This is a genomic window from Pseudomonas sp. R1-6 (genome assembly GCF_051132115.1).
GTDB lineage: Bacteria > Pseudomonadota > Gammaproteobacteria > Pseudomonadales > Pseudomonadaceae > Aquipseudomonas.
In genome coordinates, this window is record NZ_CP071662.1 from 2,324,482 (window position 1) to 2,337,782 (window position 13,301).

Below are 13,301 nucleotides of genomic sequence, written 5' to 3' on the forward strand. Positions count from 1 at the left end.
GGCCGCTTCGCAGCCCAGCGGGGATAAATCCCCTCGCCACGATAAGTATTCCAAACGGTTTTCGTTATTCAGTTTGAAAAACAATAAAAGGTGCAGCCATGCCCGCTATTCGAATTGGCATCAACCCGATTTCCTGGAGCAACGACGACCTGCCGTCCCTTGGCGGCGAGACGCCCTTGAGCACGGCGCTGAGCGAAGGCAAGGAAATCGGTTACGAAGGGTTTGAGCTCAACGGCAAGTTCCCCAAGGACGCCAAGGGCGTCGGCGATGTGTTGCGCCCGTACGACCTGGCGCTGGTTTCCGGCTGGTATTCCAGTCGATTGGCGCGGCGTTCGGCGGCCGAGGAAATCGACGCCATCGCCAGCCATGTCGAGCTGCTGGCGCAGAACGGCGCGACGGTATTGGTCTATGGCGAAGTGGCTGACTCCATCCAGGGCCAGCGCATCCCATTGATCGAACGCCCGCGCTTTCACACCGACGAAGCCTGGCAAGCCTACGCCGACAAGCTCACCGAACTGGCGCGCTTCACCCTGTCCCAGGGCGTGCGACTGGCCTATCACCACCACATGGGCGCCTACGTCGAATCGCCTTCGGACATCGACAAGCTGATGGCCTTGACCGGCAGCGAAGTGGGACTGCTGTTCGACTCTGGCCATTGCTACATGGGCGGTGGCGAACCGCTGCAAGTCTTGCGCAAGCACATCGAGCGCATCTGTCACGTGCATTTCAAGGACGTGCGCAAACCCGTGGTGCAGCTGGCGCGCAACAACCTCTGGAGTTTCCCCGACTGCATCATCAATGGCACCTTCACCGTGCCGGGGGATGGCGACATCGATTTCGCTGCGTTGCTCGACGTCCTGCTGGCTGCCGACTACCAAGGGTGGCTGGTGGTGGAAGCCGAGCAGGACCCCGCCGTGGCGCCGAGTTATGTCTACGCCAAGAAGGGCTACGACACCTTGCGTGCCCTGCTGCAAGAGAGGATGCCGGCATGAGCCTGTTGATCAAGAGCAATCCCGGCGGCCAGAAACTGGTCGAACTGCCCCATGGTGCGTTGGATTACGTGGGCTTCGCGGCCTACCGCCTGAGCCTCGGAGAAACCCTTCCGGTGATGGCGGGTGACAAGGAGTTGTGTGTGGTCTTGCTCAGCGGGCGTATCGACCTCAAGGGCGAAGCGCCGGGGCAGGGAACGTTCAGCTGGGACAACCTCGGTGACCGCCACTCGGTGTTCGAGGATAAATCCCCCTACGCCGCATACCTGCCACCCGGCAGCCAGGCCCAGGTGACGGCCTTGAGCGACGTGCAAGTAGCGGTGTGCGCCGCGCCGGGTGCGGCCAGCAATGAATACGGGCCACGGCTGATCCGCCCGCAAAGCATGAAACGCAGCGTTCGCGGCAAGGGCGCCAATACCCGTTATGTCTGCGACATCCTGCCCGACAGCGAACCGGCCCACTCGCTGCTGGTAGTGGAAGTGCGCACGCCGTCCGGTCATTCGTCCAGCTATCCGCCCCACAAGCACGACACCGACGACCTGCCGCACCAGAGCTTTCTCGAAGAGACCTACTACCACCAGGTCAACCCGTCCCAGGGCTTCGTGTTCCAGCGGGTCTACACCGACGACCGCAGCATCGACCAGGCCATGGCCGTGGAAAACAGTGACCTGGTGGTGGTGCCCAAGGGTTACCACCCGGTCAGCGTGCCCTACGGGTACGAGTCGTATTACCTGAATGTCATGGCCGGTCCGAAGCGGGTCTGGCAGTTCCATAACGACCCGCAGCACAGCTGGCTGCTCGACCTCTGAATTCGAACATTCCAACGGAGAACCAGGACAATGAGCGACACCCCGGTAATAGGCCATTACATCAACGGCCAAGTGCAGGATGGCGACACCGCTCGCTCCAGCAATGTCTTCAACCCGGCCACCGGCGCGGTGCAGGCCCGGGTGGCCCTGGCCGAGCCGAGTACCGTCGAGGCAGCGGTGGCCTCGGCGCTGGCGGCGTTCCCGGCCTGGTCCGAGCAATCGTCGTTGCGACGGTCGCGGGTGATGTTCAAGTTCAAGGAATTGCTCGACCGCCACCATGATGAGTTGGCGCAGATCATCAGCCGTGAACACGGCAAGGTGCTGTCCGACGCCCACGGCGAAGTCACCCGCGGTATCGAAATCGTCGAGTACGCCTGCGGTGCGCCGAGCCTGCTCAAGACCGATTTCAGCGACAACATCGGCGGCGGTATCGATAACTGGAATTTGCGCCAACCGCTGGGCGTTTGCGCTGGCGTCACGCCGTTCAATTTCCCGGTCATGGTGCCGTTGTGGATGATTCCCCTGGCGCTGGTTGCCGGCAACTGCTTCATCCTCAAGCCTTCGGAACGCGACCCGTCCGCCAGTTTGCTGATGGCCCGCTTGCTGACCGAAGCCGGCCTGCCGGACGGCGTATTCAATGTCGTCCAGGGCGACAAGGCGGCCGTGGATGCGCTATTGCAGCACCCGGACATCGAGGCGATCTCCTTTGTCGGCTCCACGCCCATCGCCGAATACATCCACCAGCAGGGTACGGCGCACGGTAAGCGCGTGCAGGCCCTGGGTGGGGCGAAGAACCACATGATCGTCATGCCCGATGCCGACCTCGACCAGGCGGCGGACGCGCTGATCGGCGCGGCCTACGGTTCTGCCGGCGAGCGCTGCATGGCGATTTCCATCGCGGTGGCGGTGGGCGACGTGGGCGATGAGCTGATCGCCCGACTGTTGCCACGTATCGACCAACTGAAAGTCGGCAATGGCCAGCAGCCCGGCACCGACATGGGGCCGTTGGTCACCGCCGACCACAAGGCCAAGGTAGAAGGCTTCATCGATGCTGGCGTGGCCGAGGGTGCGCGACTGATCGTCGACGGCCGGGGCTTCAAGGTGCCGGGGGCCGAGCAGGGATTCTTTGTCGGCGCGACGCTGTTCGACCAGGTCACCGCCGAGATGAGCATCTACCAACAGGAGATTTTCGGCCCGGTGCTGGGCATCGTTCGTGTGCCGGATTTCGCCACGGCGGTGGCGCTGATCAATGCCCATGAGTTTGGCAACGGTGTGTCGTGCTTCACCCGTGATGGCGGCATCGCCCGGGCGTTCGCCCGCAGCATCAAGGTCGGCATGGTGGGCATCAACGTGCCGATCCCGGTGCCCATGGCCTGGCACTCCTTTGGCGGCTGGAAGCGTTCGCTGTTCGGGGATCACCATGCCTATGGCGAGGAAGGCCTGCGTTTCTACAGTCGCTACAAGAGCGTGATGCAGCGCTGGCCCGACAGCATCGCCAAGGGCCCCGAGTTCAGCATGCCCACTGCCCAATAACTCATTTCATGAATGCCGGAGGGAGAACAACAATGAACAAGCCCCTGCGTTTTGCCTTGAATCGAATGGTTGCCCCGCGCCTGTCGCTGCCTGCTTTCATCGACCTGGCGCTGGCGTTGAAGACCGATGCCATCGAGATTCGCAATGACCTCAAAGGTGTCGAGATCGAAGACGGCATGCCGCCGGCCCATGTCCGCGAGTTGTGCGAGGCGCGCGGCATCAAAGTGCTTTCGATCAACGCCCTGTACCCGTTCGATGTGTGGAACGAAGAGCGCCGTGCCCAGGCAGTGCGCCTGGCCGATTACGCCCGCGAGTGTGGCGCCGAGGGATTGGTGATGTGCCCGCTCAACGATCGCGCCGATCCGCGCAGCGAGGTCGAGCGAGCGGCGGGTTTGCGTACTGCCTTAAGTGAACTTGCGCCGATCCTGCGCGCCTTCGGCATCTACGGTTTCATCGAACCCTTGGGTTTTGCAGAGTGCTCGCTACGCCGCAAGCGCACGGCGGTGGAAGCGATCAAGGCCACCGACGGGCTGGATGTGTTTCGCCTGGTGCATGACACCTTCCATCACCATCTGGCCGGCGAGCAGGAGTTCTTCCCTGAATTGACCGGGCTGGTTCACATCTCAGGGGTCGAGGATGCCCAAGCGCCACTGGCGACCATTCGCGACGGCCACCGAGTGCTGGTGGGCGAGGGCGATATTCTCGGCAATGCCGGGCAGATCGAGGCGCTGCTCCGCGGCGGCTATGACGGTTACCTGTCCTTCGAGCCGTTTGCCGAAAGTGTTCATGGGTTGGCCGATATTCGCCAAGCGTTGGGGGCGAGTATGAATCACTTGCAAAAGTCCCAGGCCTGAGCTGATTTTGACTTGATGAAGATCCCCTTGTGGGAGCGAGCCTGCTCGCGAAGGCGGCAGTACATCCAACACTGATGTCGCCTGACAGGCCGCTTTCGCGAGCAGGCTCGCTCCCACAGGGGGTGAGTAAATTTGCCGGATTTGCATTCCAATAAGGTGCAAGCATGACCACAACAAGACTGACCATGGCCCAGGCCCTGGTGAAATTTCTCGATAACCAGTACGTCGAGGTCGATGGCGTCCAGAGCAAGTTCGTCGCCGGGGTGTTTACCATTTTCGGCCATGGCAACGTGCTGGGCCTGGGCCAGGCGCTGGAGCAGGACAGCGGCGACCTGGTGGTTCATCAGGGCCGCAACGAACAAGGCATGGCTCATGCCGCCATCGGGTTTGCCAAGCAGCATCTGCGGCGCAGAATCTACGCCTGTACCTCGTCGGTTGGTCCCGGCGCGGCGAACATGCTGACCGCCGCCGCCACCGCGACGGCCAATCGCATCCCGCTGCTGCTGTTGCCTGGCGATGTCTATGCCAGTCGTCAGCCGGACCCGGTGCTGCAACAGATCGAGCAATTCCATGCCCTGAGCATCAGCACCAACGATGCCTTCAAGGCCGTGAGCAAATACTGGGATCGCATCAACCGCCCCGAGCAATTGATGACTGCCGCGATCCAGGCCATGCGCGTGCTCACCGACCCGGCCGAGACCGGCGCGGTGACCCTGGCGCTGCCCCAGGATGTGCAGGCCGAAGCCTACGATTACCCGGATTATTTTTTGCAGAAACGCGTGCACCGCATCGACCGCCGGCCGGCCACCGAAGCGATGCTCGGCGATGCCCTGGCGTTGTTCAAGGGCAAGCGCAAGCCATTGATCATCTGCGGTGGCGGGGTGAAGTACTCCGGGGCCAATGCTGCATTGCAAGCCTTTGCCGAGCGCTTCGAGATTCCCTTTGCCGAGACTCAGGCGGGAAAAAGCGCCATCGTCTCCAGCCACCCGCTGAATGTCGGTGGCGTTGGCGAGACCGGCTGCCTGGCGGCGAACCTGCTGGCCAAGGAAGCGGACCTGATCATCGGCATCGGCACCCGCTACAGCGATTTCACCACAGCGTCGAAATGGCTGTTTCAGCATTGCGACGTGCAATTTCTCAACCTCAACATCAGCCCGTGCGATGCGCTGAAACTCGATGGCGTGCAACTGCTGGCCGACGCCCGTTCGGGCCTGGAGGCGCTGGCCGACAAGCTGGGGGACTACCGTGCCGAATGGGGCGCGCAGATCGCCGACGCCAAGGCCCAGCTCGACGCCGAAGTGGACCGGATCTACCGGGCAGATTTCCAGACCCAGGACTTCGTCCCGGAAATCAACGATCACATGGACCCCGCAGTGTTTCGTGAATTCATCGAGCTCACGGGGTCCTGCCTGACCCAAAGTCGCGTGCTTGGCACCCTCAACGAAACCCTGGCGGACGACGCCATCATCGTCGCCGCCGCCGGCAGCCTGCCCGGCGACCTGCAGCGCAGTTGGCGCAGCAAGGGCGTGAATACTTACCACGTCGAATACGCTTATTCATGCATGGGCTATGAGGTGAATGCCGCCCTGGGGGTGAAACTCGCCGAGCCCGATAAAGAGGTCTACGCGCTGGTGGGCGACGGCTCCTACATGATGCTGCACTCGGAACTCGCAACCTCCATCCAGGAGCGGCGCAAGATCAACATCGTGCTGCTGGACAACATGACCTTCGGTTGCATCAACAACCTGCAAATGGAACACGGCATGGACAGCTTCGGCACCGAGTTCCGCTTCCGCAACCCCGAGACGGGCAAGCTCGATGGCGGCTTTGTGCCGGTGGATTTCGCCATGAGCGCGGCGGCCTATGGCTGCAAGACCTACACGGTCAAGACGTTGGACGAGTTGTACGCGGCATTGGCCGACGCCCGGCGCCAGACGGTCTCGACCCTGATCGACATCAAGGTCCTGCCCAAGACCATGATCCACAAATACCTATCCTGGTGGCGGGTCGGCGTGGCGCAGGTCTCCACCAGCGCCCGCACCGATGCCGTCGCCAAGACCCTCAACGAACGACTGGCCAAGGCCCGTCAATACTGATTGCGCCAACACCTACATAAGGAGTTCAACATGTCTTTGAAGCTGGGCGTCATCGGCACCGGGGCCATCGGCCAGGACCACATCCGTCGTTGCAGCCAGACCTTGCTCAACAGCCAGGTGGTGGCAGTGACTGACATCAACCTTGCCCAGGCGGCGAAAGTGGTGGCCGACCTCAAACTGACCGCCGAGGTCTATCCGGACGGCCACGCGTTGATCGCGGCGCCGGACGTCGAGGCGATCCTCGTCACCTCCTGGGGGCCGAGCCATGAAGAGTTCGTGCTGGCGGCCATCGCGGCAGGCAAACCGGTGTTCTGCGAAAAGCCCCTGGCGGTCACGGCCGAAGGCTGCCGCAAAATCGTCGACGCCGAAGTGGCCCACGGCAAGCGCCTGGTGCAGGTGGGCTTCATGCGCCCTTACGATGAAGGATATCGCGCGCTCAAATCGGTGATCGACAGCGGCCAGATCGGCGAGCCGTTGATGCTGCATTGCGCCCACCGCAACCCGAGCGTGGGGGAGAACTACAAGACCGACATGGCGATCACCGATACCCTGATCCACGAGCTGGACGTGCTGCGTTGGCTGCTGGCCGACGACTATGTGTCGGTACAGGTGGTGTTCCCGCGCAAGAGCAGCAAGGCTTTGGCCCACCTGCGGGATCCGCAGATCGTTCTGCTGGAAACCGCCAAGGGCACGCGGATCGACGTCGAGGTGTTCGTCAACTGCCAGTACGGTTACGACATCCAATGCGAAGTGGTGGGGGAGACCGGCATCGCCAAGCTGCCGGAACCGTCCCAGGTGCAACTGCGCAGCGGCGCCAAGCTGTCCAATGCCATCCTGATGGATTGGAAGGATCGCTTCATCGCCGCTTATGACGTCGAGTTGCAGGCGTTCATCGACGGTGTGCGTGCCGGGCAAGTAGGCGGGCCGTCGGCCTGGGATGGTTTCGCCGCGGCGGTGGCGGCGGATGCCTGTGTCCAAGCGCAGCAGAGTGGGCAGATCATCAAGGTCGAGCTGCCGGAGCGGCCACGCTTTTACGGCTGACCACATTCCCTCTGTGGAATGCAGTCAATTGTGGGAGCGAGCCTGCTCGCGAAGGCGTCAGGCCAGTCAATATTCATGTTGGTTGACACACCGCTTTCGCGAGCAGGCTCGCTCCCACAGGGGCCCGGCGTTATTTCCAGATAAGGAGTGTTCATGCGAATCGGACTAGTGGGCTATGGCAAGGGCGGGCGGTTTTTTCATGCGCCGCTCATCAGCAGCCTGCCGGGCGCTACGTTTGTCGGGGTGGTGACCCGTTCCGCCGAGCGACGCCAGCAATTGGCAACCGAGCATCCGCGGGTCCAGGCCTTCGATAGCCTTGAGCAACTGGTGGCGGTCGGCGTCGATGCGGTGGTGGTGTCCACGCCGCTGCAAGCGCGCCCCGCCATCGTGATGGAGGCCATCGAGCACGGCGTGGCGGTGGTCAGCGACAAGCCATTCGCCCTTGATGCCGGGCAGGCCGAAGCGATGGTGTTGGCTGCCGAACGACGCAACGTACCGTTGAGCGTGTACCAGAACCGCCGCTGGGATTCGGATTTCCTGACGGTGCGCAAATTGCTTTCATCCGGTGCCCTGGGGCAGGTCATTCGTTTTGAGTCCAGCGTCGAACGTTACTCGCCGACCTCGGTGGGCAAAGCCAGTGGCGGGGGCTTCCTGCGGGATTTGGGCAGCCATCTGGTGGACCAGGCGCTGCAATTGTTCGGGCCGGTGACCCGGGTGTATGCCGAGCTGGATTATCGACAGCCAGGCCAGGCCTACGACAACGGTTTTTTCATGTCGTTGGTCCACGCAAGCGGTGTGGTCTCGCACTTGAGCGGCAATTGCCTGCAAAGCGCTGCGCGCCCAAGGTTTCGGGTCAGTGGCAGCGAAGGCTGCTATACCGTCGAAGGCCTCGATGGTCAGGAGGCCCTGGCGTTGGCGGGACTGAGCCCCGCCACCGAGGGCGAACGTTGGGGCACGGAAGAACATCGGCGCTGGGGCTGGTTCGAACACGGTGCCGAGCGCGAGCGGGTAGCCTCGGAACGGGGCTGCTGGCTCGCGTTCTATCAGCGTCTACAGACAGCGTTGCAGGGCGACGGCCCGCTGCCCGTTGCGGCCCGCGACGCCTTGGCCACGACACGCCTCCTGGACGCGGCAAGACAGAGCGCGGAGCAGGGTCAGGTGGTGTGTTTATCTGAGCCTGTAGGACATGGAACAAAAAACGAATAAAATTCTAAAATGAGTTGATATGGAAAATATTTTCCAATAAAGTCGATTCCAGGTTACCGACAACCCTGTCCGCGTTTATCCAGGCTCACCCTGAATGGACGAAGGACGAAACAAAAACAAGAAACACAGCCAGGTACCGTCGATGAAAACCTTCAACCGCTCTGCGTTTCACCTGCCATTGTCCTTGCGCCTGTCCGCAATCCTTCCCTTGTTCGAAGCCCTGTGCATCCAGCGCAGGGGCGCCGTGGTGTGCTGCATGCCCGGGGCACCGATCGTGCGTTTACCACGTTCCTGAAGTCCGTTACGCCTTATCCATAAGACCAACAAAAAAGTGGAGAAAGAACGTTCATGAACACCAAGACCCGTATTGCCTCGCTGGCCCTGTCATTGATGTTTGCCAGCGGCGCTGCCCTGGCGGACCTGAAGATCGGCGTCAGCATGTCCCAGTTCGATGACACCTGGTTGACCTACCTGCGCGAGTCCATGGACAAGAAAGCCAAGGCCCTGCCGGACGGCGTCACGTTGCAGTTCGAAGATGCGCGCAGCGATGTGGTCAAGCAATTGAGTCAGGTAGAAAGCTTCATCAGCCAGAAGGTCGACGCGCTCATCGTCAACCCGGTGGACACCGCCGCGACCCAACGCATCACCAAGGCCGCCGTGGCCGCCGGCATTCCGCTGGTGTACGTCAACCGCCGTCCGGACGACCCGAAACTGCCGGAAGGCGTGGTCACCGTGGCCTCGGATGACCTTGAGGCCGGGCGCATGCAGATGCAGTACCTGGCCGACAAGATGGGCGGCAAGGGTGAGATCGTGATCCTGCTGGGCGATTTGGCGAACAACTCCACCACCAACCGCACCAAAGGCGTCAAGGAAGTCCTCGCCAAGTACCCGGACATCAAGATCGAGCAGGAGCAGACGGGCACGTGGTCCCGGGACAAGGGCATGACCCTGGTCAATGACTGGCTGACCCAAGGCCGCGAGTTCAACGCCGTCGTGTCCAACAACGATGAAATGGCCATTGGCGCCGCCATGGCCCTCAGGCAAACGGGCGCCAAGAAGGGCAGCGTGTTGATCGCAGGGGTCGACGGCACGCCGGACGGCTTGAACGCCATCAAGAAAGGCGACATGGCGGTCTCGGTGTTCCAGGACGCCGAGGGTCAAGCCGACGGCTCGATCGATACCGCGGTGAAAATGGTCAAGAAGCAGCCGGTCGAGCAATCCGTCTGGGTGCCATATCGCTTGATCACGCCGGAGAACGTCGATCAGTTCAAGTAACGCTTCACCTGTTTCATCACAACAATAAACAGGCAAGGTCGCCGCGCCGGCCTTGCCCAGGGAGTACCCACCATGTTCGCATCAGCGACTGCTTCGAGCGCCCCGGCGGCAACGTTCCGGCCGGACGCATTACCTGACGAACCGTACCTGTTGGAGGTCGTCAACGTCAGCAAAGGCTTCCCTGGCGTCGTGGCCCTGTCAGACGTGCAATTGCGGGTACGCCCCGGCTCGGTGCTGGCCTTGATGGGGGAAAACGGTGCGGGCAAATCCACGCTGATGAAGATCATCGCCGGCATCTACCAGCCCGACGCCGGCGAGCTGCGCCTGCGGGGCAAGCCGGTGACCTTCGACACCCCCCTGGCGGCCTTGCAGGCCGGGATCGCCATGATCCACCAGGAGCTGAACCTGATGCCCCACATGAGCATCGCCGAAAACATCTGGATCGGCCGCGAACAGCTCAACGGCCTGCACATGATCGATCATGGTGAAATGCACCGCTGCACCGCCCGGTTGCTGGAGCGCTTGCGCATCAAGCTTGACCCGGAGGAGCAGGTGGGCAACCTGAGCATTGCCGAACGGCAGATGGTGGAGATCGCCAAGGCCGTCTCGTATGACTCCGACATCCTGATCATGGACGAACCGACTTCGGCCATCACCGAGACCGAAGTCGCCCATTTGTTCTCGATCATCGCCGACCTCAAGGCCCAGGGTAAGGGCATCATTTACATCACCCATAAAATGAACGAAGTCTTCGCCATCGCCGATGAAGTGGCGGTGTTTCGCGACGGCGCCTACATCGGCTTGCAACGGGCCGACAGCATGGATGGCGACAGCCTGATTTCGATGATGGTCGGGCGTGAGTTGAGCCAATTGTTCCCCGAGCGGGACAAGCCAATCGGCGATCGGGTCCTGTCGGTACGGGACTTGAGCCTGGCGGGTATTTTCAAAGGGGTGTCGTTCGACCTGCACGCCGGGGAAATCCTCGGCATCGCCGGGTTGATGGGCTCGGGCCGGACCAACGTCGCCGAGGCGATTTTCGGCGTCACCCCTGCCACTGGCGGCGAGATCCTGTTGGACGGCCAGCCGGTCCACATCAGTGATCCGCACATGGCGATCGAGAAGGGCTTCGCGCTGTTGACCGAGGATCGCAAGCTCAGCGGCTTGTTTCCCTGCCTGTCGGTGCTGGAAAACATGGAAATGGCCGTGCTGCCTCATTACGTCGGCAACGGTTTCATCCAGCAAAAAGCCCTGCGCGCCTTGTGCGAGGACATGTGCAAGAAGCTGCGGGTCAAGACACCGTCCCTGGAGCAGTGCATCGACACTCTATCCGGCGGTAACCAGCAGAAGGCCTTGCTGGCCCGCTGGCTGATGACCAACCCGCGCATCCTGATCCTCGACGAACCGACCCGCGGCATCGATGTCGGCGCCAAGGCCGAGATCTACCGACTCATTGCCTACCTCGCCAGCGAAGGCATGGCGGTCATCATGATTTCTTCGGAGCTGCCTGAGGTGCTGGGCATGAGCGACCGCGTCATGGTGATGCACGAAGGCGACCTGATGGGCACCCTCGACCGCAGCGAAGCCACCCAGGAACGAGTCATGCAACTGGCGTCGGGCCTGTCCTGATGGCTTCCGGGCGAATCAATAACGTCGAGCAATAATCCCGTGGCGAGGGAGCAAGCTTCCTCGCCACAGATAAAAAAGGTGATTGGCTATGAACGCGATATTGGAAAACAAACCCGCCGCCGCACCGGCCAGGACGCGTCGGCGGCTGCCCACGGAACTGAGCATTTTCCTGGTGCTGATCGGCATCGGCCTGGTGTTCGAGCTGTTCGGCTGGATCATGCGCGACCAGAGTTTCCTGATGAACTCCCAGCGCCTGGTGCTGATGATCCTGCAAGTGTCGATCATCGGCCTGCTGGCCATCGGCGTGACCCAGGTGATCATCACCACCGGCATCGACTTGTCGTCAGGTTCGGTGCTGGCGTTGTCGGCGATGATTGCCGCGAGCCTGGCCCAGACTTCGGATTTTTCCCGGGCGGTGTTTCCTTCCCTGACGGACCTGCCCGTGTGGATACCGGTGGTGGCGGGCCTCGGCGTGGGGCTGCTGGCGGGGGCGATCAACGGCAGCATCATCGCCGTTACCGGCATCCCGCCTTTTATCGCCACCCTCGGCATGATGGTCTCGGCCCGTGGCTTGGCGCGTTATTACACCGAAGGCCAGCCGGTGAGCATGTTGTCCGATTCGTACACCGCCATTGGTCATGGCGCGATGCCGGTGATCATCTTCCTGGTGGTGGCGGTGATCTTCCACGTCGCCTTGCGCTACACCAAGTACGGTAAATACACCTACGCCATCGGCGGCAACATGCAGGCGGCGCGGACCTCGGGCATCAACGTCAAGCGCCACCTGGTGATCGTCTACAGCATCGCCGGGCTGCTGGCGGGCTTGGCCGGCGTCGTGGCCTCGGCGCGGGCGGCGACCGGGCAGGCCGGCATGGGCATGTCTTACGAGCTCGACGCGATCGCCGCGGCGGTCATTGGCGGCACCAGCCTGGCCGGTGGAGTGGGGCGCATCACCGGGACGGTGATCGGTGCGCTGATCCTCGGGGTAATGGCCAGTGGTTTTACCTTTGTCGGTGTCGATGCCTATATCCAGGACATCATCAAGGGTCTGATCATTGTCGTCGCGGTGGTGATCGATCAGTACCGCAACAAGCGCAAACTCAAACGCTGACATGCCTGAGGTTGCGACAAAGCGCCACGCCTGACCCGCGTGGCGTTGCCATTTGTCTTCTTGATACAGCCATCGCAGCGAATTTCTTGTTATAAACGCACTCCGACGGCCGGCAGAAGCCTGTCAGACAGCATTTGAAGCGGTTGTCGGACATTTTCCCCATGTTTTCGGTTGCTGACGCCCCGACTCGGCCTTAGACTGCCGCCCCTCGTAAATTGAGTGCCGGGTGGCGCTTGGAATAAACGGCGCCTTCCCGATGAGCGTGGCTGCTTGATGCGGGACGCTCCATAATTCGCCTTAATGCACGTTTTTTTATAGAGAAATCAATGACAAAGGAAAAGTTGCTGGCCATGCCGGCGGATGACTACATGAATGCCGAGCAACTGGCTTACTTCACCAAGCTGTTGCAGAACATGAAAGTCGAAACCCACGAGCGCATCGAACAGAACCGAATCGCCATTGAGAGCCTGGACAGCCCGGCCGACCCGGCGGACGCAGCTTCCGTAGAAGAAGAGCGCACCTGGCTGGTCAACGCCATCGATCGCGACCAGCGCATGCTGCCGCAACTGGAGCAGGCCCTGGACCGTATCAACGACGAAAGCTTCGGCTGGTGCGACGACAGCGGCGAGCCGATCGGCCTCAAGCGCCTGTTGATCAGTCCGACCACCAAATACTGCATCGAAGCCCAGGAACGTCACGAGCAGATCGACAAGCACCAGCGCCAGGCCTGATACCGTTTTCGAAAAAGATCGCAGCCCTTC

12 protein-coding genes are annotated in these 13,301 nt (G+C 61.7%); all 12 read left to right on the forward strand.

The annotated features are described in order from the left end of the window. The first annotated feature begins 98 nt into the window (after positions 1-98). The 12 genes from iolE to J3P81_RS10800 all read left to right on the forward strand — a co-directional run bounded on the left by iolE (position 99) and on the right by J3P81_RS10800 (position 13,271). Positions 99-992: a myo-inosose-2 dehydratase gene (gene iolE, locus J3P81_RS10745; protein WP_434563673.1), complete on the forward strand. Its 894-nt coding sequence runs from the start codon at positions 99-101 to the stop codon at positions 990-992. Next, entirely contained in the window at positions 989-1,798 is an 810-nt protein-coding gene (gene iolB / locus J3P81_RS10750) for a 5-deoxy-glucuronate isomerase (RefSeq protein ID WP_434563675.1), read from the forward strand. The genes iolE and iolB overlap by 4 nt, the downstream gene beginning before the upstream one ends. A gap of 30 nt (positions 1,799-1,828) precedes the next feature. Next, a complete protein-coding gene (locus J3P81_RS10755; protein WP_434563677.1) occupies positions 1,829-3,331 on the forward strand; it encodes a CoA-acylating methylmalonate-semialdehyde dehydrogenase in 1,503 nt (500 codons plus the stop codon). Positions 3,332-3,363: 32 nt separating this feature from the next. Continuing rightward, positions 3,364-4,185 carry a TIM barrel protein gene (locus tag J3P81_RS10760; RefSeq protein ID WP_434563679.1) on the forward strand — a complete coding sequence of 274 codons (822 nt, stop codon included), beginning with the start codon at positions 3,364-3,366 and terminating at the stop codon, positions 4,183-4,185. Positions 4,186-4,349: 164 nt separating this feature from the next. Continuing rightward, positions 4,350-6,281 carry a 3D-(3,5/4)-trihydroxycyclohexane-1,2-dione acylhydrolase (decyclizing) gene (gene iolD / locus J3P81_RS10765; RefSeq protein WP_434563681.1) on the forward strand — a complete coding sequence of 644 codons (1,932 nt, stop codon included), beginning with the start codon at positions 4,350-4,352 and terminating at the stop codon, positions 6,279-6,281. A gap of 30 nt (positions 6,282-6,311) precedes the next feature. After that, entirely contained in the window at positions 6,312-7,322 is a 1,011-nt protein-coding gene (locus J3P81_RS10770) for a Gfo/Idh/MocA family protein (RefSeq protein WP_420766604.1), read from the forward strand. Positions 7,323-7,475: 153 nt separating this feature from the next. Then, positions 7,476-8,528, forward strand: a complete 1,053-nt coding sequence (locus tag J3P81_RS10775; RefSeq protein WP_434563683.1) for a Gfo/Idh/MocA family protein — start codon at positions 7,476-7,478, stop codon at positions 8,526-8,528. A gap of 142 nt (positions 8,529-8,670) precedes the next feature. Then, entirely contained in the window at positions 8,671-8,823 is a 153-nt protein-coding gene (locus tag J3P81_RS10780; protein ID WP_434563685.1) for a hypothetical protein, read from the forward strand. Positions 8,824-8,876: 53 nt separating this feature from the next. Continuing rightward, a complete protein-coding gene (locus J3P81_RS10785) occupies positions 8,877-9,803 on the forward strand; it encodes a sugar ABC transporter substrate-binding protein (RefSeq protein ID WP_434563687.1) in 927 nt (308 codons plus the stop codon). Positions 9,804-9,875: 72 nt separating this feature from the next. Beyond that, complete coding sequence (locus J3P81_RS10790; RefSeq protein WP_434563689.1) at positions 9,876-11,429, forward strand: sugar ABC transporter ATP-binding protein; 1,554 nt, start codon at positions 9,876-9,878, stop codon at positions 11,427-11,429. An 88-nt stretch (positions 11,430-11,517) separates the two neighbouring features. Further along, the gene (locus J3P81_RS10795) at positions 11,518-12,540 is read left to right on the forward strand and encodes an ABC transporter permease (protein ID WP_420766599.1); all 1,023 of its coding nucleotides are present in this window, start codon (positions 11,518-11,520) and stop codon (positions 12,538-12,540) included. 326 nt (positions 12,541-12,866) lie between these two features. Continuing rightward, complete coding sequence (locus J3P81_RS10800) at positions 12,867-13,271, forward strand: TraR/DksA family transcriptional regulator (protein ID WP_030141286.1); 405 nt, start codon at positions 12,867-12,869, stop codon at positions 13,269-13,271. Positions 13,272-13,301 lie beyond the last annotated feature (30 nt).

Coding starts and splice junctions, on each gene's coding strand:
- iolE (WP_434563673.1), top strand. CDS start 99: ATGCCCGCTATTCGAATTGGCATCAACCCGATTTCCTGGAGCAACGAC.
- iolB (WP_434563675.1), top strand. CDS start 989: ATGAGCCTGTTGATCAAGAGCAATCCCGGCGGCCAGAAACTGGTCGAA.
- J3P81_RS10755 (WP_434563677.1), top strand. CDS start 1,829: ATGAGCGACACCCCGGTAATAGGCCATTACATCAACGGCCAAGTGCAG.
- J3P81_RS10760 (WP_434563679.1), top strand. CDS start 3,364: ATGAACAAGCCCCTGCGTTTTGCCTTGAATCGAATGGTTGCCCCGCGC.
- iolD (WP_434563681.1), top strand. CDS start 4,350: ATGACCACAACAAGACTGACCATGGCCCAGGCCCTGGTGAAATTTCTC.
- J3P81_RS10770 (WP_420766604.1), top strand. CDS start 6,312: ATGTCTTTGAAGCTGGGCGTCATCGGCACCGGGGCCATCGGCCAGGAC.
- J3P81_RS10775 (WP_434563683.1), top strand. CDS start 7,476: ATGCGAATCGGACTAGTGGGCTATGGCAAGGGCGGGCGGTTTTTTCAT.
- J3P81_RS10780 (WP_434563685.1), top strand. CDS start 8,671: ATGAAAACCTTCAACCGCTCTGCGTTTCACCTGCCATTGTCCTTGCGC.
- J3P81_RS10785 (WP_434563687.1), top strand. CDS start 8,877: ATGAACACCAAGACCCGTATTGCCTCGCTGGCCCTGTCATTGATGTTT.
- J3P81_RS10790 (WP_434563689.1), top strand. CDS start 9,876: ATGTTCGCATCAGCGACTGCTTCGAGCGCCCCGGCGGCAACGTTCCGG.
- J3P81_RS10795 (WP_420766599.1), top strand. CDS start 11,518: ATGAACGCGATATTGGAAAACAAACCCGCCGCCGCACCGGCCAGGACG.
- J3P81_RS10800 (WP_030141286.1), top strand. CDS start 12,867: ATGACAAAGGAAAAGTTGCTGGCCATGCCGGCGGATGACTACATGAAT.